The organism is Shouchella hunanensis (assembly GCF_028735875.1).
Lineage (GTDB): Bacteria > Bacillota > Bacilli > Bacillales > Bacillaceae_D > Shouchella > Shouchella hunanensis.
Genome location: NZ_CP117834.1, coordinates 2186682 through 2205155 on the forward strand (window position 1 = coordinate 2186682; position 18474 = coordinate 2205155).

The 18474-nt window shown below is 39.6% G+C and carries 19 protein-coding genes; 11 read left to right on the top strand and 8 right to left on the bottom strand.

Annotation, left to right across the window (positions count from 1 at the left end; translation table 11 throughout):
• Positions 1–28: 28 nt before the first annotated feature.
• Positions 29–808 (bottom strand): alpha/beta fold hydrolase, encoded by a 780-nt coding sequence (locus tag PQ477_RS11155; protein ID WP_274271824.1) that lies wholly within the window; start codon positions 806–808, stop codon positions 29–31.
• Between the two features lie 609 nt (positions 809–1417).
• Between PQ477_RS11155 and PQ477_RS11160 the strand changes: the two genes are divergently transcribed.
• The 6 genes from PQ477_RS11160 (at position 1418) to PQ477_RS11185 (ending at position 8683) form a co-directional block, all read left to right on the top strand.
• Positions 1418–4132, top strand: a complete 2715-nt coding sequence (locus tag PQ477_RS11160; protein ID WP_274271826.1) for an aminotransferase class III-fold pyridoxal phosphate-dependent enzyme — start codon at positions 1418–1420, stop codon at positions 4130–4132.
• Positions 4129–5298: a DUF3419 family protein gene (locus tag PQ477_RS11165; RefSeq protein ID WP_274271827.1), complete on the top strand. Its 1170-nt coding sequence runs from the start codon at positions 4129–4131 to the stop codon at positions 5296–5298. The genes PQ477_RS11160 and PQ477_RS11165 overlap by 4 nt, the downstream gene beginning before the upstream one ends.
• Positions 5282–6436, top strand: a complete 1155-nt coding sequence (locus tag PQ477_RS11170) for a Glu/Leu/Phe/Val family dehydrogenase (protein WP_186370718.1) — start codon at positions 5282–5284, stop codon at positions 6434–6436. The genes PQ477_RS11165 and PQ477_RS11170 overlap by 17 nt, the downstream gene beginning before the upstream one ends.
• Positions 6437–6538: 102 nt before the next feature.
• Entirely contained in the window at positions 6539–7135 is a 597-nt protein-coding gene (locus tag PQ477_RS11175) for a TetR/AcrR family transcriptional regulator (protein WP_144557954.1), read from the top strand.
• Between the two features lie 39 nt (positions 7136–7174).
• Complete coding sequence (locus PQ477_RS11180) at positions 7175–7549, top strand: DUF5367 domain-containing protein (RefSeq protein WP_035396249.1); 375 nt, start codon at positions 7175–7177, stop codon at positions 7547–7549.
• 18 nt (positions 7550–7567) lie between these two features.
• Entirely contained in the window at positions 7568–8683 is a 1116-nt protein-coding gene (locus tag PQ477_RS11185) for an acyl-CoA dehydrogenase family protein (RefSeq protein WP_144557956.1), read from the top strand.
• Positions 8684–8750: 67 nt separating this feature from the next.
• Here the strand turns inward: PQ477_RS11185 and PQ477_RS11190 are convergent, their stop codons facing one another.
• From PQ477_RS11190 to PQ477_RS11215, 6 genes are all read right to left on the bottom strand, one after another.
• Positions 8751–9065 carry a DMT family transporter gene (locus tag PQ477_RS11190; RefSeq protein ID WP_095149581.1) on the bottom strand — a complete coding sequence of 105 codons (315 nt, stop codon included), beginning with the start codon at positions 9063–9065 and terminating at the stop codon, positions 8751–8753.
• On the bottom strand, positions 9065–9415 hold the full coding sequence (locus tag PQ477_RS11195) for a DMT family transporter (RefSeq protein WP_274271833.1): 351 nt from the start codon (positions 9413–9415) through the stop codon (positions 9065–9067). The genes PQ477_RS11190 and PQ477_RS11195 overlap by 1 nt, the downstream gene beginning before the upstream one ends.
• Positions 9416–9629: 214 nt before the next feature.
• A complete protein-coding gene (locus PQ477_RS11200) occupies positions 9630–10322 on the bottom strand; it encodes an ABC transporter permease (RefSeq protein WP_035396261.1) in 693 nt (230 codons plus the stop codon).
• The gene (locus PQ477_RS11205; RefSeq protein ID WP_274271835.1) at positions 10319–11314 is read right to left on the bottom strand and encodes a LytTR family transcriptional regulator DNA-binding domain-containing protein; all 996 of its coding nucleotides are present in this window, start codon (positions 11312–11314) and stop codon (positions 10319–10321) included. Before PQ477_RS11205 ends, PQ477_RS11200 begins: the two co-directional genes overlap by 4 nt.
• Before the next feature lie 57 nt (positions 11315–11371).
• Positions 11372–11587, bottom strand: a complete 216-nt coding sequence (locus PQ477_RS11210) for a hypothetical protein (protein ID WP_144557962.1) — start codon at positions 11585–11587, stop codon at positions 11372–11374.
• A 20-nt stretch (positions 11588–11607) separates the two neighbouring features.
• Positions 11608–12096, bottom strand: a complete 489-nt coding sequence (locus PQ477_RS11215; RefSeq protein WP_035396268.1) for a hypothetical protein — start codon at positions 12094–12096, stop codon at positions 11608–11610.
• A 333-nt stretch (positions 12097–12429) separates the two neighbouring features.
• Here PQ477_RS11215 and PQ477_RS11220 point away from each other — a divergent pair, with 333 nt between their 5' ends.
• The 3 genes from PQ477_RS11220 to PQ477_RS11230 are packed head-to-tail and all read left to right on the top strand — an operon-like array spanning position 12430 to position 15072.
• The gene (locus PQ477_RS11220) at positions 12430–13653 is read left to right on the top strand and encodes a NupC/NupG family nucleoside CNT transporter (protein ID WP_035396271.1); all 1224 of its coding nucleotides are present in this window, start codon (positions 12430–12432) and stop codon (positions 13651–13653) included.
• Between the two features lie 37 nt (positions 13654–13690).
• Positions 13691–14242 carry a TetR/AcrR family transcriptional regulator gene (locus tag PQ477_RS11225; protein WP_274271838.1) on the top strand — a complete coding sequence of 184 codons (552 nt, stop codon included), beginning with the start codon at positions 13691–13693 and terminating at the stop codon, positions 14240–14242.
• 11 nt (positions 14243–14253) lie between these two features.
• Positions 14254–15072 (top strand): purine-nucleoside phosphorylase, encoded by an 819-nt coding sequence (locus PQ477_RS11230; RefSeq protein WP_144557966.1) that lies wholly within the window; start codon positions 14254–14256, stop codon positions 15070–15072.
• A gap of 33 nt (positions 15073–15105) precedes the next feature.
• Here PQ477_RS11230 and PQ477_RS11235 read toward each other — a convergent pair whose 3' ends face one another.
• The gene (locus PQ477_RS11235) at positions 15106–15351 is read right to left on the bottom strand and encodes a hypothetical protein (protein WP_035396274.1); all 246 of its coding nucleotides are present in this window, start codon (positions 15349–15351) and stop codon (positions 15106–15108) included.
• Positions 15352–15586: 235 nt separating this feature from the next.
• Here PQ477_RS11235 and PQ477_RS11240 point away from each other — a divergent pair, with 235 nt between their 5' ends.
• Positions 15587–16429 carry a PRD domain-containing protein gene (locus tag PQ477_RS11240; RefSeq protein ID WP_035396276.1) on the top strand — a complete coding sequence of 281 codons (843 nt, stop codon included), beginning with the start codon at positions 15587–15589 and terminating at the stop codon, positions 16427–16429.
• A 114-nt stretch (positions 16430–16543) separates the two neighbouring features.
• A complete protein-coding gene (locus tag PQ477_RS11245; RefSeq protein ID WP_274271840.1) occupies positions 16544–18439 on the top strand; it encodes a beta-glucoside-specific PTS transporter subunit IIABC in 1896 nt (631 codons plus the stop codon).
• Positions 18440–18474 lie beyond the last annotated feature (35 nt).

The window sequence follows — 18474 nt, forward strand, 5'->3', positions numbered from 1 at the left end:
ATGGATAGAGAGAATCTGTCCATTTTCTTTACGTTGACTGTTCGATCAGATGTTTTCGAATGAAGCGATTCACTTGCTGTGGATTATCAAGATTTGTCGCATGGTGAGCGTTTTCGATGTAAACAAGTGTTGCACGAGGAATCTTATTTGCCATTTCTTTTTGTTGGCGCGCTGTCATCGTATCATGATCCCCTTGTAGAATAAGGGTAGGGCAGCTTACTTTGTGAAGATCCTCCTTGCTTTCCATTCTGGATACGGCATCCCAAATACGTACCCACTGCTTATGTGGGATAGAATGAACGGATTTTTTGATATAGTCAGCATTATTCTTATTAAAGGTTGATAGGGTTTTTGCTTGTATAGAAGCCATTAGGCTCATGGGGATGAATCTACTAGAAAGGCGGTTAATCGGAATAGCTAGTTTTTCGAACCAGTTATACGTATTGGTAAAGGGCGTGCCGATTAATAGTAAGGATTGTACGTAAGAAGGATAACGAATAGCTGTTTGCAACGAAATATGGCCCCCCATTGATAATCCACAAAGATGGGCTTGCTTTATACCTAAGTGTTGGAGAAGCGCGATTAAATCACTGCTAAATTCTTCAGAGTCTACTTTTCTATCCGGTAAAGTAGATTTTCCATGTCCCCGTACATCCCAAACGATTGTTTTGTAATCATTAGAGAGGTCCTCTACTTGTGGTTGCCACTGTGCATGATCCCATGAAGCCCCATGGGTAAAAAGAATTGCGTCACCAGAACCAGCGACTTCATAATAAATCTCACTATCATTATGAGAAAAAAATGGCATAAAGACCTCCTAGACAATGTGTATAGTAAATGGATAGAGTATGTATCTATCATTATGTTTCGATAGGGCTTTGTCAATGATTAATCAAACGTTTAATAAATCATGTACAACACCCTCCAAACGAATAAATTTCTAAACTATGAAACAATGTTTCTAATTCAAGGTTTTCATTAGCTAATTTCGGGTAACTGAAAATAGCTAGTGGTTTTTTCATTTTTTGTAAATGATGGGGCATAGCACCAATGATCATTTAGAAGAACTTGTTTTTTATGATTGGATATATTAAGAGATGTGAACCAGCGGTCATACCCAATCATTTGAAGCTCGTATTTGATAAGAGCTATTGTCTAGACATTTTTGATACATGCTCTATTACACTGTAGAGCGAGTGTAAAGGTTACGTTAAAGTTCGGTTAATGGAATTTCATTACTATAGCGATTTTGTTACGATTTAAGAGTGAATGAAAAATAAGTACATCATTCTTTTTATTAGAATGATTATTTTTCTTCTCCCTATTGATTGACAGTTTTGGTTTTTATATTTATGATATTTTTAAATAGTATATTAATTCTTTTTTTTTGAAATAAAACTAGAGAGGGGAAGCTTATGTGAAAACGATCAATCCTTCAATTTCTAAGATAATGACCATTTTTCATATGGATAAGACCTATATGAAGGGGAGTCGTAATCGGTTATATGATGCGAATGACATTGAATATTTGGATTACACTTCTCAATATGGAGCTCTGCCCCTTGGTTACAATCCTGAAGAGATTTGGCGAAGTATTAAGACATTTAACGAAAACCAATACCCAAGTATGTGTCAGCCGTCGGCCCCTTTTTTTGCAGAAGAATTAGCTATCCAACTAACTAACCTTTTTGTTGATGATCTTAATATTTGTACGTTTGCCCAAAGTGGTGCGGAATCGGTAGAGGCAGCAATAAAGTTAGCTAGGGCTCACTCGAAAAAAGAGAAAATTCTTTCTTGTCACAAAAGTTTTCATGGAAAAACACTCAGGGCCTTATCCGCTACAGGGCAAAAAGTGTATCAAGAACCGTTCTTTATTCACCATGAATCCTATCCTAAAATTCCTTACAATGATCTTCAAAGCTTGTTAAAAGTGTTGGAAACGAGTGGGGACGAGATTGCTGCGTTCATTGTCGAACCAATACAAGGTGAAGGTGGCGTTAATATCCCGGACGCTGAATACCTATCAAAAGCCATTGCTTTGTGTCATTCCTACGATGTATTGGTCATTGTGGATGAAATTCAAACGGGTCTCGGTCGATTGGGCAATTGGGCGGTGACATCTGAAGAGGAGCTGTTGCCAGACATCGTCTTGTTGTCAAAAGCGTTAGGTGGGGGATTAGTTCCGATCGCAGCTTGTATTAGTCGAGAAGTGCTATGGACGGATCGATTTGGTTTAAATCACAGCTCTACGTTTGCGAATAACAATTTTACCTCATGCGTAAGTTTATCCTTTATTCAAGCGATAAAAAAACAAGATCATTTCTTCGAGAATGTGCTTGAACTAGGGGATGAACTTCGACGAAAGCTTGAGCGAGTAAAGGAAAAGTGGCCGGGTGTCATAAAAGAAATTCGAGGTAAAGGTCTTCTTTCAGCTATAGAGTTTGAGCCAATAGATGCAAGTGATTCCTTCGAAATGGCGAACCTCATTTCATTCGGCGGATATGGGTACATGATTTCAGGTTACTTATTAAATGTCCATCATGTAAGGATCGTTCCTTTTTTAAATGATCCATTAACATTGAGGATGCAACCACCGTTGAACGTTGATCGAACCGATATTGATTTTTTCTGTGAAGCATTTGATCGTTTATGCGAGATCCTATGTAAAAAAGATTTCTATTTATTGTATCGCTATACAGTAGGGGATTGTCGTAAACCAGTTGAAGTAAACGATTATCGAGACCGAAACCTTCCGATTTTGTCATCAATGGTAGATGAGACGAGTCAGCTAGTAGGTTCGTTCGCGTTTCTTTGTCACTATCCTTCGACAAATGATTTGATAAAAAATACACCTTCGTTTGAACAGTTTAGTGAAGAAGAGTTAAAGGCCATTTTGAAATGGGAAGCAGACTTCTCCGGTGCAGGTGTCATTTGTAAATTGCCAGCAATCAAAGGGGCTGATGGCAATTATGCTGAAGGTTGGCTCATTGGCATTACATATGGCGGTGAAGAAATTCTTGAACGCCCAAAAGAAGAAGTCTTGAGCACGATTAAAGATGGTGTGAAGCTGGCAAAAGAGTTAGGGGCTGATGTCATTGGTTTAGGCGCATATACATCGATTGTTACAAGGGGGGGCTATGATCTACTCGATGAGGGTGTCACCTTAACAACGGGGAATACACTCACGATGATTAATGCGACTGAAGCGATGCTAAAAGGAGCGAATTTATTAAAGCATCGTGTTGCAGACTCCACTATTGGCGTAATCGGAGCGAACGGAGCTATTGGAAGAATTGGTTCATATCTATTAGCGAGGAAAACGTCAAAATTGACGCTAATCGGGAAAAATGGCAACAATCCTATTGCAAACTACAAGCGACTAAAGAAATTGGCTAATGGAATTTACCTTGATTGTCTAATGGAATGCAAAGAAAACACAGGAATTCGCAAGCGGTTGTTAGAGGTTCTCCATACTGCCCGACTGACAGACCGATTTGAAGAAGAAGTATTATTCCTGGATAAGTGGCTTGATGGTGCGTCTGTTACGAAATCATCTGTTCCAAATGTGATTGATCCAATCGAACGGCTTTTTGAGGAATTAAATGAACGAATTCCTATTAGGTACAGTGTTTATTTGGAAGAAGAATTAGCTGATATGGATCTCATTCTGACAGCGACGAGTTCAATGAGTGCGTTTGTTCCTGTTCAGTTAATTAAGGCAGGAGCCGTCATTTGCGATGTGTCTCAGCCTCCAAATGTCGGAAGGGATGTGCAAAAAGAACGGAAGGATGTTCTGATTATTGAAGGAGGACTTGTTCAGTATGCTGATCCAATTCGATTCGGACAAAACTTAGGCTATGAAGCAGGTCAGAACTTAGCTTGTTTGTCAGAGACGATGTTGCTTTCACTCGATCAAGCGAGTAAAAGTTATGGGATAGGCGGACGAATTCGAATGGAAGACGTGTATTACATTCAACGATTAGCAGAAAAACATCAATTTAAACTTGCAGATTTACAAAGCTTTGGGAAAAAAGTAACCAATGAAGAGATCTTGAACATTCGAGCAGAAATAGTGCTTCGTCAAGAAGAGATTGCTTATTCGTCTAGTACAATAAAGGAGGCTGGCAAATGAGTGGAGTCGATACTATGCAGCGAACTCAAGCACCATCGGTAGAAGATAAGCTTAAAGAAAGTATTTATCAAGATGAGTGGCTTTTATACACAACGAGTGATGAGGATTCGGATTCGGAAATAAGAGCACTTGATATTCAAAGAGACGATGTTGTTTTGTCTGTTACAGGCAGTGGTTGTCGAAGTTTAGCTCTACTTATAAAGGAACCGAATAAGCTGATTTCAATTGATGCCAATCCTTATCAGAACTTTTTACTCGAACTTAAAATAGCAGCGATTCGGCATTTTAAAAGAGAGGACTGTTTAGCGTTTTTTGGTATAACGGAAAGTGAGAACCGCAAAGAGATGTTTCAACAGTTAAAAGAAGATTTATCCGAACAAGCACAAACATTTTGGGTTAGGCACATTGAAAAGATTGACACAGGATTTATTTACTTAGGTAAACATGAGATGTTCTACAAAAAGTATATGGGTTCATTTTTGTTTCGTTTTAGACGGAAACAATTCAAAGAATTATTGGAATGCGAGACGATTGAACAGCAAAGAGACTATTACGATAAAAACTGGAATAATTTTTTATGGAAACGAGCGGTTAAGCTGTTGAGTCAAAGAGTGTTCTTTGAAAAATTCTTAGGTGATCCAAGCTATTTTAATCAAGTCAAGAAAGACTTTTCCATAGGTGATTATTTATTGTCGAGGTTTGAACATACCTTTAAACACCATTTGGTCAAAGACAATCACTTTCTTACCTTTCTATTTTGTGGGCAATATCTAAATGAGAAGGGTCTTCCTGTCTATCTACTAGAAGAGAATTATGACATTATCAAACACAATCTTCATCGAGTCGAGATCGTTACTGACCGGATTGATCCTTATTTAGCATCCTTACCAGCGCAATCGATTGATAAGTATTCACTTTCTGATATCTCTGGGTGGATTCCGTTAGAAGAGTTTCGCTCTATTCTTGAGGATGTGAAGCGGACGATGAGTAAGAGCGGAAGGCTATGCTATCGTAATTTTCTAGCGAAGCGTACTCTTAGTGAGGTGGGTATTGCTGGACTACGGCAAGATCGTGCAATGATGAATGAATTAGATGCGGCGGATCGTGCGTTTGCTTTTAGTTTTGAAGTCGCACAAAAGGAGGACACTCATGAATCCGTATTATGAAGTTGAATGGTATGATGATGAAACAGACACTCGGGTTTTTATTGTAATTGATCAATTAATAGGTGGATTAGCTGCTGGAGGCATACGAATGAGTCCAACGGTAACAATGGAAGATATTCGTAGTCTTGCTCATTTGATGACGAAGAAAAACAGTGTAATGGGCATTCCACTTGGTGGTGCAAAGATAGGGATTGTTGGTGACCCGGAAGGTGTTGATAAAGAAGAGAAATTAAAAGCATTTGGTCGCATGGCAGAATCTTTATTAAAAACAAAGCTTTTAATTGGAGAAGATATGGGAATATCCAGCCAAAACGTCAAATCAATCTACGAATCCATTCAATTTAATCCAATTGAACTGGTTGCTCAAATAAGAAAACAACAAGGAATGCACATCCAGATGCCTGAAGGGAAAAGTATTGATGACTTATTAAGTGAAGAGTTTATGGACTACCTTGCTGGCTTTGGTCTAATGGAGGCAATGGAAGAGGCTGCTCAACTGATAAATCTTGATCTGAACCAAGCTCAGGTCGGACTTCAAGGTTTTGGAACGGTGGGTAGTGGGATTGCGATGCTTTTGCTAGAGAAAGGGTCGACTATAACAGCGATTAGTGATGCTCATCGTTGTATGTACAGACAAACAGGTTTTTCTCTTGCTGAACTTCAAGTCTTAAAAGAGCACGGAGGAGTCATACAGCCTGAGCTATTTAGAAATGTTAAGATCGTACCATCTAGCGAGATCGTTGGATTACCTGTAGATATTTTTATACCTGCATCGATTTCAAATGCTATACACAGAGACAATGCAGGTAGTTTAAAGGCTAGCCTCATTGTGGAAGCTGCGAATTTTCCAACAACGAATGAAGCAGAGCAAATTTTGTTGAAGATGCATAAGATGATCCTCCCTGATTTTGTTGTGAACGCCGGATCGGCGACAGGTTTTGGCTTACTAATAACAGGGCAAGCAGAGTATCAGGATGTCTTTCAAGCATGTGCTCAGCGAATTAGAGAAACAGTGAGAACGATTTTAACAGAGAGTTTAAAGGGCGAAAAAACGCCGCGGGAGATCGCAGATGAAATGGCTTCTTACAACTTAAACGAAATGGTAACAAACGAGCAAGCTAAAGTGGAGACCAAATAAATCATGTAAGGCATTTGTGTTTCGATAGGCATGATTGACACCTGCTATCGATCATTATAAGCTTTTAGTTATATAACTAACTTAATAATGAGGGGGATAAGCATGGCTGAACCAAATGTGATTACGAAACAAGATTTAATTGAATCTGCGAAAACGTGTATCGTTGAAAATGGCGTCAATAAATTAACGCTTAAAGCAGTTGCGCAAGGAGCAGGAGTAACGCAAGGCACTGTTTATTATCATTTTAAAACGAAAGACCAGCTAATGGTTGAAGTCGTAAGTGATATGTGTCAAACGTCATGGAATCGTTTAGAAAAAATGAAAAAAAACTCGGACCAACAGGCGAAAGAATGGATTCAAACCGGTCTAAAATCTGCAACTGAGAGAAATTCAAGCGATTCGTCCTACCACTCTTTATTTTCATCATTGGTCACAGCTAGTTTGCATAACGATAAGATACGTGAACAAATCAGTGAACTACTAACCTATGAAAATCAAGTGTTACAAAAACAAATTGAAGCTGTAGTAGGTGAAAGGCTTTATGGTGTATCGGCAGAGACATGGAGTGTGTTAATGAACGCTTTAATTGATGGTTTAGCCATTCAGTCTATGATGATTGAAGATTTCGACGCAGCAAAAGTGTTTAAAGGACTTGAAACACTCCTTCTAAAACAGATGGAAGACAATCAAACATCCTAGTGATTAAAGAATAAAATGGTACACAGGAGGTGATGACGCTTGTTCTTTCTATTTTGGGGTTTCTTAGTATGGTTAGGGGCAACGGCTATCTTTCGATTTTTAGGCCAATTCTTCTTCATCCCGGATAATACCTTTTTTCTAGTGGCAGCGTATGTCATTGTTATTCCGTTAATTCTTGTTATTACGCTACCCCTTTATCGGTATAAAAAGCTGAACGCTTTTAATCAATTGAAAGCAGCAATCTTTATTGCGTTACCAGGAATGCTGTTCGATGTTATTGTGTTAATTTATTTCGCAGAGTTTTTTGTGAATTTGGAGCCGGAAATGGACCGGTTTTTTGCATCGTGGTTATTATTGGCTTATTCTGTCATTTTGCTTACAGGATTGATTCCTAGTGGAAAACAACGTTCTTAAAAATGAGGAGGGATTGGAATGTCATTGTTTTTAGAAAAGGAACGACAAGTATTTCGTCAATATTTTCCAACGATTGATGAAGCGTTTGGAAAAGATTCTTTGTGGGATCGTGAAAAGCATACAGACGAACTTCTTCAACAAGCGAAAGAATCAGGAATGACCGCATTAATGATTCCAAAAGAGTATGGTGGCAAAGGAGCGACGGCTCTGGATGCCATCTATATCCAACGTTGGATTGCGAGTAAATCTCCTTCTCTTGCTGTTTCGTTAATGATGCACCAATTCTCAGTTGCGTCTCTAATTGAAGCTGCAACCATACAACCTAATTTACAAGAAGTCCTTAAACAAATCGCTGAAAACAATCTATTGTTAGCCTCTGCATTTGCAGAAGGGGTAGAGAACACCCTTTTTACACCAACTGTTCAAGCGAAGGGAGTAGATGGTGGCATCGTTGTAAATGGAACAAAAAAACCATGTACGAATTCAAGGACAATGGATCTCTTAACGGCCAGTGTTGGTCTTCCAAACGGAGATTTGGCGGTTATTACCATACCTTCAAACACAGATGGTATTCATGTGAATGACTTTTGGGAACATTGGATTTTGAAAGGTACCCACACGGAAGAGGTAGTATTAAAAGATGTGTTTGTCCCTAACGCTTGCATCTATCGTGCTGGGCCACCTGAAAGTGTAGATTCGACTATTACAAACGGGTTACTCTGGTTCGAACTTTTTATGATTGCTACATATATAGGTGTTACATCAACCCTTGTTGAGAAAGTAAATAAGGCGAATCGTGTGCCTTTGGATCGATTGTTTGAGCTAATGGCTGAGCTGGAAGGCGCGATGACTTCGTTAGAAGGGATTGCCTTTAAGTTTGAGAGTAAGCAGTATGAAGAGTCTATTCTTCAGGAAACCCTTTTTGCTCGCCATGCAATCGACAAGACGTTGGAGCGACTTTCCACAAAAGCCGCAAAAATGCTTGGAGGCCTAAACTACCTAACGTCTAAAGAAACCTCTTATTTGTTGCTTGTCAATCAGTTAATTTCGTTCCATCCGCCTTCTAAAACGGAAACGCTACAGATGTTTGAACTGTATGCACGAGGAATTGAACAGGAAGTGACTGTTCAGTGATAATAGAATGAATCCCTTGCTACTAGGATTTTACTCCTAGTAGCTTTTCTCTTTATAGGAAATCGATCTAGGATACAACCTTTAAACTAATAATACACGCAATAATCCCACCTACTAACGCGAGCTTCTTCCAATTCTTTGGTTCGTTAAACAGAAACATCCCTAAAAGGACACTTCCAGATGCGCCTATTCCTGTCCAAATCCCGTAGCCAATGCTGATGGGGACCTCAACAAGAGAGAGGGACAGAAATAAAAGACTAAGCCCCATAAACAGAAAGAAAAAAAGAGTAGGCTTTAATTTGGTAAAGCCCTCTGTTAATTTAAGGTTAATGACGCCGCATACCTCAAAGCAACCAGCTAAGACTAAAAACATCCAATACATTAGATTTCGCCTCCAGTACGAGTATCCGGCGGTTCATCTTTTACTAATTTAAGACCAATAATACATGTGATGAGTAGTACGACAATAATCACTTTCGGTAAGCTAACAGGATCACCTAATAAAGCCATGCCAATTAGCGCTGTTCCAAACGCTCCAAGTCCGGTAAAAACGGCATAAGCAGTTGATACTGGCAACGTCTTTAACGTTTTCGCAAAGCAAAAAAAGCTTAAAATAAACAAGATGACGGTTGGTATGACAACTTCTATTTTGGTGAATCCATCTGAGTAATCAAGACCGAGTGCCCAACCTACTTCCAGTATCCCTCCGATGACTAAATACACCCAAGCCATATGAACGCTCCTTCACAACTCTATTTAAGAAAATGACGAATCAGAAACGGAGTCATTACAATTTTCCTAGGTCCTATTGAACCCGAAATTGATTTTATGACAATTAGTCAGTATGTGCAATAGAAAAATGATCCAGTATGTAATGATACCGATTACTTTGTGAACGTTTTGTTGCGTAAACGAAAAAAGCTGTCTATAAGAATCAGACAGCCTGTTAAAATTTATTTGTTTTCATTTTGTTCATGAACCACCACGTAAACACGATTACGACAATGATCATCCAAAGGTAAGGGGTGAGTAAATAAGGCAGTAAGGTGTCGCTCGTTACGCCATAATACAAGTGATAATTGGGAAACACAGCAATCCATTGCATGTAACCTAGTTGGTGATTCATAAGCAAGCCTTCGAGAAACAAGTAAAACAAGGCAATAGGAGTACCATACAAGCTCACTTCAATAGTGTTTTTTGCCTGTAACCCTATAAACGTTCCAGCAAGTAGCATGATGATAATAATGGGAAAACTAAGAACAAGTAAGTTGAAGCTAATCGTTGGATCGAATCGATAGAAGAGTAAAAAGAGAAAAACAAGAACGGATGTAACGAGAAATGATACAAACATTTTTATAATAAGGACATCTTTAATGGAAAAGCCAACTTGTTGCAAGCGTCTTAGCGTCCCTTGTTCTCTTTCTTCAACTACAAGATTTCCTTGCGTAAACATCGTTACCATAGCAAAGGTAAACCCGATCACAAAGGAAATCGGAAGTTCTTGTCGCGGGTACCATAAGAAAATAAGCGTAACGAGAAGGCAGATGAAAAAGTTAAAGAGAACTTGCCCATTCCAACGTAAATCTAATAGATCTTTGTAAAATAACGCTTTTTTCTGTTCTTTTGTGAGTCTGTTCATAGTTGAATCAACTCTTTCAACTTACTATAATTTCCTTTTGATAATGGAATCGTACTCTTGGACGTGTTATCTAGACTAAGACTATAGCTATTTTTACTCCACACGATAATCTCCCTGACTCGTTGAAGATTAACTAAGTACGAGCGATGACACCTGAAAAACCCTAACGGTTGTAAGCGTTCCTCTAGCGCTTTAATGGTCGTTGAAGAAGAGAACTCCTCATGGTTAACAAATAAATACGTTTGCCCATCCCGTGCTTCAATATAATCAATTTCCATTGGATTAAAGAGCATAATTTTGTCGTCAATCTTGGCACTTACTTTATTGAATTGGACTTGCATATCCGTGCTATCTGGAGAAGGTTTTTCCTCTAGTATTCCTGACTCTTCGTTATCTTGTTCCACTTCATGTAAGCCACGTTCATTGTACCGGTATACTTTGTTCCCTAATCGGATGGCATCTTCTAGCGTTGTGGTGAAGATAAGGATAGTGCCACCGTTTTCAGCTAAATGGGTGAGTAAGGTATGCAGTACTTGCTTTGATTGTAGATCAAGCATAAGCGAAGGATCTTCAAATAGACACACTTCGGCCTGTTGTATCAGAGCTGAAGCAAGTTGTAAGCGACATTTTTCGGAATGTGTCAGGAACTTTGTTTTTTTGTGTGCACATGTTTGCAGTTCACACATCGTTAAAATCGTGTTCAACTCAACGTCTTGTTGATACAATCTGCACCAAAATTTTACGGTTTCGATAACGGTTAACCGCCGATATAAGCCATCATCACGCTGAAAAAGATACACGTTGTGTTCAGGAAATGTTATCGTACCACTCTTTAGTTGTTTTGGATGATGAAATAGCTCAAATAGACGCTGAATGTACTCATTCTCGCTTTGAATAGCAAGGATATCCCCTTTTTCAGCAGTGAGCGTCAAAGGGGGTAACTTTACGATGTTTCCTTCAATTTTTGTTAAATTATTAAAAGAAAATGCCATGGTTGATTAAGGCTCCTTTGTCATCTTGTTCTTAGTGTATACGGTAGGGAGGGAAATTCATAATGGTTTGTGCTTATCTCCGCTTCCTAACGTGATTGCAAGAATGACAATTCCTAAGATGCTTATAAAGCCAGCCGGAACGAACCATGAGGGAGAATCGTAGTTTGGCAGGAAAGGGACGGCTTTTGATAATGGATCATAAATGACTAAAAAAGGTAACACAGCTAAAAGAAACATGAGCAATGCTAAAAAAAGTTTAACCGATGCTTTCAAGACGAACAAATCCTTTCGTTTTAAGAGAATGGATTCAGGTTCGGTACATATTCAAGGAGGTTTATGCCATAGTGGAACGCAATGCCTAAAGCAATGGACCATGTACCAATGGCGATTCCTTGCCATAGACTGACATATGATTTTTCAGCTCCTGACGCAATGGAGATCGCTGCGCAAACATGATAACAAATGATCGGACCAGCAAAGGAAAGGCCGGCGACCCCATATTTATTGAAGATTCCTTGTGCCCGTGCATAGCGCTTTGTTGATTTCTTCCCATTCGATTTGCGGAACTTCGCAATGAGCCAGATAAAGATCATAACGGATAACCAGTTGGCGATAGCCGCAATAAGAATGACGGGGATACTCGGAAAGCCAAAAAGAATACCGATTGGTACGGCCACATAGGATTCGAAAAAAGGAATAATTGAAATAACAAATACACTTAGATATTGTACCCACGTATCTGCCTCAATTAAGGTAATTAAAAGATTTTGGAAGGTTTCCATGTTCATCACTCCTGTTTAATTTGTCTTCTCCATCATATTGGCTGCTTGCTTTTACCGCATTCAAATACTGGTGAAAAGAGGCAGAATTCTGATGGAAGGAGAATAATCGGTGTGAATGGTACTTGGTAATGCGGTAAGGCTTGCTTTGGATGGATTCAAACTTACGTTTCTTCTTGAATGGAGTTGTAGGGTTGCTGAATGGAGCCGGTGAGTGTAATCATTTAGACAATCTCTTAAAGAAAAATTCTGATAAGTACTGTTTTTTTCTTTATACATGATTTATGATAATTATGTAGACTGGTCTAATTAAAAATAGGGGTGTGGGAGGGAAACATGGTCGAAGTATTATGGGGATTGGCTGGCTGTTTTACGATTATCGGCATACTGTTTTTACTATCAGAAAACAAAGCGAAAATTAACTTTTACACAGTAGGGGTTGGTTTTGCTCTTCAGATTTTATTAGGTTTCGCCGTTCTTCGATGGGAGTTTGGTCGCGAGGCATTACTTGTTGTATCGGATTGGATTATAACGGTTATTGGCTACGGGAACGAAGGCTTGGCATTTGTGTTTGGCCCACTGGCTCAAGGGGGAGAGTTTGCCATCTTTGCGGTAACGGTTCTTGGCATGATCATTTTCTTAACAGTTCTTATTAGTTTGCTTTATCATATTGGTGTTATGCAATGGGTCGTCCGAATTCTTGGTGGTGGTATTGCGAAGCTCATGCGTACATCCTATACAGAATCCGTTGCAGCAGCAGCAAATATGTTTTTAGGTAATACGCAAACGCCATTAACCATCAAACCCTATCTACATACGATGACACGCTCACAAGTATTTTCATTAATGGTTGGCTGTTTATCGTCTGTGTCAGGTGCTGTAATGATTGGTTTAAGCACAATGGGTATTCCGTTAAACTATCTGTTGACGGCTGCGGTCATGTCGGCTCCAACAGGTATTATGCTTGCTAAACTGATGGTTCCAGAAACAGAAGTGACACAAGAACGCTTTTCTGACATTGCCGCAAGTGTAGATGAACGTAACAAAGACACGAATCTTCTTGATGTGATTCAAGAAAGTTCCAGAGACGGTCTTCAATATGCGATAAATGTTGGATTAATGCTAATCGCGTTTATTAGCTTAATTGCGTTATTGAATGGATTCATTGGTGGTTTAGGTGGACTTGTGGGACTGGAAAACGTTACGCTAGAAAAGATGCTAGGGTTTGTATTCGCTCCAATTGCGTTTCTTATTGGCATACCATGGGGGGAAGCGGTGCAAGCGGGTAATTTAATTGCTCAGAAGTTATTAGTGAATGAATTTGTTGCATTTAGCAGTTTTTATTCATCAATGGATGCATTTTCGCCTAAATCCATTGCGATTCTCACGTTTGCCTTAAGTGGATTTGCGAACTTTGGCGCAGCTGGCAGCTTAATTGGTATGCTTTCACGTATGGTTCCAGATCGGAAAAAAGAATTTCAAGGCATGTTTGGAAAAGCGTTGTTTGCAGCCACTTGTGCAAACCTCTTAAATGGCGCAGTGATTATGATTATATTATAATTTTGTTAGCTGACAGAACAATAAGGGATTGGATAAGGTGTCTAAATCGACAAAAACAAATATGATTGAAACAATGGCAAAGCTTTTGCAAAAGCAAGGGTATCATGGTACTGGACTAAATGAAGTCATTCAGGTGAGCGGCAGTCCAAAAGGCTCTATTTACCATCATTTCCCAGGTGGGAAAGAAGCATTAGCAGTGGCAGCAATCCAATGGACGCAGGAGCAAGTGCATACGTATTTAACGACGCAATTAGCAAAAGAAAAAACAGCCAATACCGCTATTGCACAGCTCATTGAGGATAGTGCGAATCAATTTGATGAAGGTACATATTTTCGCGGTGTGCCGATGATTGCTCTAACCCTTGAAAACGCTTCATCAAGTGAAGCGATACGGTTAGCTTGTAAAGAGGCATTTGAAGATTGGGAACGCCTCATTGCCGAAAAATTAATGGAGGATGGTCTTCATGAAGCAGAGGCACTGAGACGGGCATCAGTTATTCACTCCATGATGCAAGGTGCAGCCGCAGTCAGTTTTGCCAAGCAATCAAGTGAACCACTGCGATTAGTCGCAACTCATATTTCTATTTAGGAGGAAGAAACATGAATCTAATTGAACAAATAAAAGAAGCAACAAGCTATATTCAATCAAAAACAAGTACGGTTCCAGAAGTAGGCATTATCCTAGGCTCTGGGCTTGGTAACCTAGCAGATGATTTAACAAATGCGGTAGAAATCCCATATGAAGACATTCCACATTTCTCAAAATCAGCAGCCATTGGCCACGCCAATAAGCTCGTTATTGGTGAATTAAATGGCAAGACGGTTGCGGCAATGAAAGGGCGCTATCATTATTATGAAGGCTACACTCTCGGTCAAGTTACCTTCCCGGTTCGTGTGATGAAGGCATTAGGGATACAGACAGTTATCATTACGAATGCGTGTGGCGCTGTTAACACATCCTTTAATCCAGGTGAACTTATGTTGATTAACGACCACATTAATCTAGTAGGATCAAATCCGTTAATTGGTGAAAATGAGAATGAACTTGGACCACGTTTTCCGGACTTATCAGAAGTATATAGCGGGCGCCTTCGCAGTATTGCGAAAAAAGTTGCTGAAGAACAAGGCACAAAAGTAAATGAAGGCGTGTATAGTTGGTGGAGTGGTCCTGCTTATGAAACCCCAGCAGAAATTCGCATGATTCGTACTCTAGGAGGAGACGCTGTTGGGATGTCGACTGTTCCTGAAGCGACGGTGGCTACTCACGCAGGTATGGAAGTGTTAGGGATTTCCTGTTTAACGAATATGGCTTGCGGAATTTTAGATGAGCCGCTAAGTCATGACGATGTGATCGTGGTTGCGGGTAAAGCGAACCAAGCGTTTACGTCGCTTGTTAAAGGCATTTTAAAAGAACTGTAAAGAAGAGGAAACCTGTCGATTGGACAGGTTTTTTTAATTGGTATGGTTGGAGTGCTTTTCTTTTCGAAGGTGTGAAAGTTCTTCTAAAATGTGCTCTTGGGTCTCTTTTATGGCGGTTAGATCTTGACGAAATTGTGCTTGCTCCGATTGATTCTGTTTAATCGTCTCTGCATGTTTCTTTCGCTGTGTGTTGATTTTTGGGATGAGAACAATAAGGAAAATAAGCGTGAGCAGTAAGGATACGAGCGGGATAAGTAGCATAATGAGGTTAATAGTCATCTTCTCCAAGACCTCCTTTTCTTTCACTTTAGCATAAAGATGGAAAGGTTTTCTATTAAAGGTTGTAACGAATACTAGTTGACATCGGTTACAAAAAGCAGTATGGTGTAATCATAATACAATACGGGATTGTTACTGATTCGATCAGGCATTACCTATGTTAAGAGCACGCAAGCATTTTTTGTGTTTCTTAAGATGGGATTTTTGTTGTTTTTGGATAGGTGGAGGACGTAGTATGAAATTCATAAAAGCATTCAATAACAATGTTGCATTGGTGAAAGATGATTCTGAGTTAGAGTGGATTATCATGGGAACAGGCGTCGGTTTTCAGAAAAGCAAGGGCGACCTCATTCCTGAGGAGGACATTCGTCGTAAATTTGTTGCGGAACAATCTTCTACTCGAAAGCCTATTATGCAAGTGTTGAATGAAATTGATCCTAAAGTCCTCGACGTATCAGTAGAAATTATTAAAAATGCTGAATCCAGTTTAAAGGTTACATTTACGAACTCTATTTATTTAACCCTTGCCGATCATTTAAGTTTTGCAATCAAACGCTCAAATGAACGAATTGATTATGCTGAAGCGAGCCGCTGGGAAGTGAAAAATCTCTATCCTAAGGAATATGAAGCAGCGAAGGAAGCCATTCGTCAAGTATTTGACAAGCTTGATGTGCTGTTACCGAAAAGCGAAGAGACGTTTCTAACCTATCATTTTGTGAATGGTCAGCAAGAAAACAAAACGAAAATGGAAGAAACATTAAAGATGACAGAGTTGATTAATCGTGTGATTGAACTTGTTCAATACCATTTTCAGATTAAATTAGACGAGGATTCTTTGAACTATACAAGGTTTGTTACTCATCTACGCTATTTTTTAATACGACAAATGAAGCAAGACGCACTTGAACAAGAGGAAGTGGATAAAACCCTTCTGGAGCTAGTGAAAACGAAGTATGAAAAAGCGTATCAGGCGGTTGAAAAGATAGCAAAACTACTGGAAACAAAATACGGTTGGACACTTTCATCCAATGAAAGGCTATATCTTACTTTACATGTTTGGCGTGTGACCAAACGTTAATTGAATACTGAAGAGTCATAGAGGATTGTTACTGATTTGATCAGGCATTACCCAAACGGTACGGCATACGTCGACTGTTTGGGTATTTTTTATGCCCAAAATAGGAGGAAAACAATGACAAAGCATAAGGAACTAGCAGAAAAAGTCCTTAGTCATGTAGGCGGAGCAGGAAACGTTTATCAAGCATGGCATTGCGTTACCCGTTTACGCTTTAATTTAACAAACAAAGACAACGTTGACATTGAAGCCATTAAACAAATAGATGGCGTATTAGGCGCTCAATTTTCAGGCGATCAGTTTCAAGTCATTATTGGAAACAAAGTGGCTGATGTTTACGCAGAGTTAGAACCACTAGTAGAAAATGAAGGTGGGGGAAAAAACGACCAAAAGAGTGGAAAGTCAGGCGTCATCTCGTCTGTTATGGACTTTATCTCTGGTGTGTTCACTCCTATTCTTCCGGCTTTAGCAGGCGCCGGTTTACTTAAAGGGTTTCTGGCTTTATTTGTAACCGTTGGCTGGATGACAAATACAGGTGATACGTATGCGGTTTTAAATGCGATTGGCGATAGTGTCTTTTATTTCCTGCCGTTTTTCCTAGCTGTTTCTACAGCTCGTAAAGTAAAGACAAATGAGTATCTTGCTTTAATTGTAGCTGGGACGATGATGTATCCAACATTTATTGATGCTGCTAATGGACTGACGGATCAAACAAGTTTTACGTTGTTTAATCTTTCATTCATTTCCATCCCTGTCTTAAGTTATGCATCGAGTGTTATTCCCATTATCTTATCTGTTCTACTTTTAAAATATGTTTATAACGGCGTTAAAAAAGTAGTACCGTCTGTTATTTCATTAATGTTCTCGCCTTTACTTACATTCTTAATTGTTTTGCCTATAACGTTATGGATTATTGGTCCACTTGGATCGAATTTAGGGGAAGGACTTTCAACTGTTTTTGTTTGGCTTTTTGATGTCGCAGGTCCTGTCGCAGGGTTGCTACTAGGTGGTCTTATGCCGCTCGTTATCATGACGGGGATGCATTATGCGTTTGTTCCAATTGCGATTCAGAACATTAACTCCAGCGGAACCGATACATTTTTGCAACCTATGATGTTCATTAGCAATTTAGCTCAATCAGGGGCAGCTTTTGGTGTTGCAGTTCGATCGAGAAATAAAGCGTTAAAACAATTAGCTGCCTCTTCAGGTATTTCAGCGATGATCGGTATTACGGAACCAGCCATGTATGGAGTGAACATGAAGTTAAAGAAACCGTTTATTTATGCCATGCTTTCAAGTGGTGTACTTGGTGCCTTTGCAGGATGGTATGGTTTTAAAGCCTTTGCTCTTGGTGGTTTAGTAGGTGTATTTTCGATTCCTGTTTTTGCAGATCCTAGTGGAGCGGTTGGCGCGATTGTCGTAGCGGTTCTTCTGTTTGTTCTTTCGCTTGTCATTCCGTTTGTGCTCGTATTGGTCTTAGGTTTTAAAGACATACCAGAAGAAAACGATTCAACGCCAGTAGTTGAAAATAAAAAGGAAATCGTTGCTTCAGGTAAAGAAAAAGCAATCAACTCCCCATTAAAAGGAGAATTAGTACCTTTAAAAGACTTATCTGATCCTACGTTTGCCCAGGAAATTATGGGAAAAGGCGTCGCGATTGAGCCGACAGAAAACCGGATTATTGCTCCTATATCTGGAGAGGTCATGGTTCTTCCTGACTCTCAACATGCGATTGGGATTAAAGGAGACGAAGGCGAAGAAATTCTCATTCACATAGGAATTGATACCGTGTCCCTCAAAGGAGAGCACTTCAAAGCATTCGTACAAGTAGGGGATCGGATTGAGGTTGGGGAACTGCTCATAACGTTTGATCGTGAGGCCATCAAGGAAGCTGGATTTCAAACGGTAACGATGATCATTGTAACGAATACACCAGATTATCTAGATGTCCTTCCTATGAACGAATCTGGTCTTATCTTTGAAGGGGAACAACTGTTAACCATTATTCGCTAAACGTTTTGGGGGCTGCAGCGCAGTGGCCCCCAAAG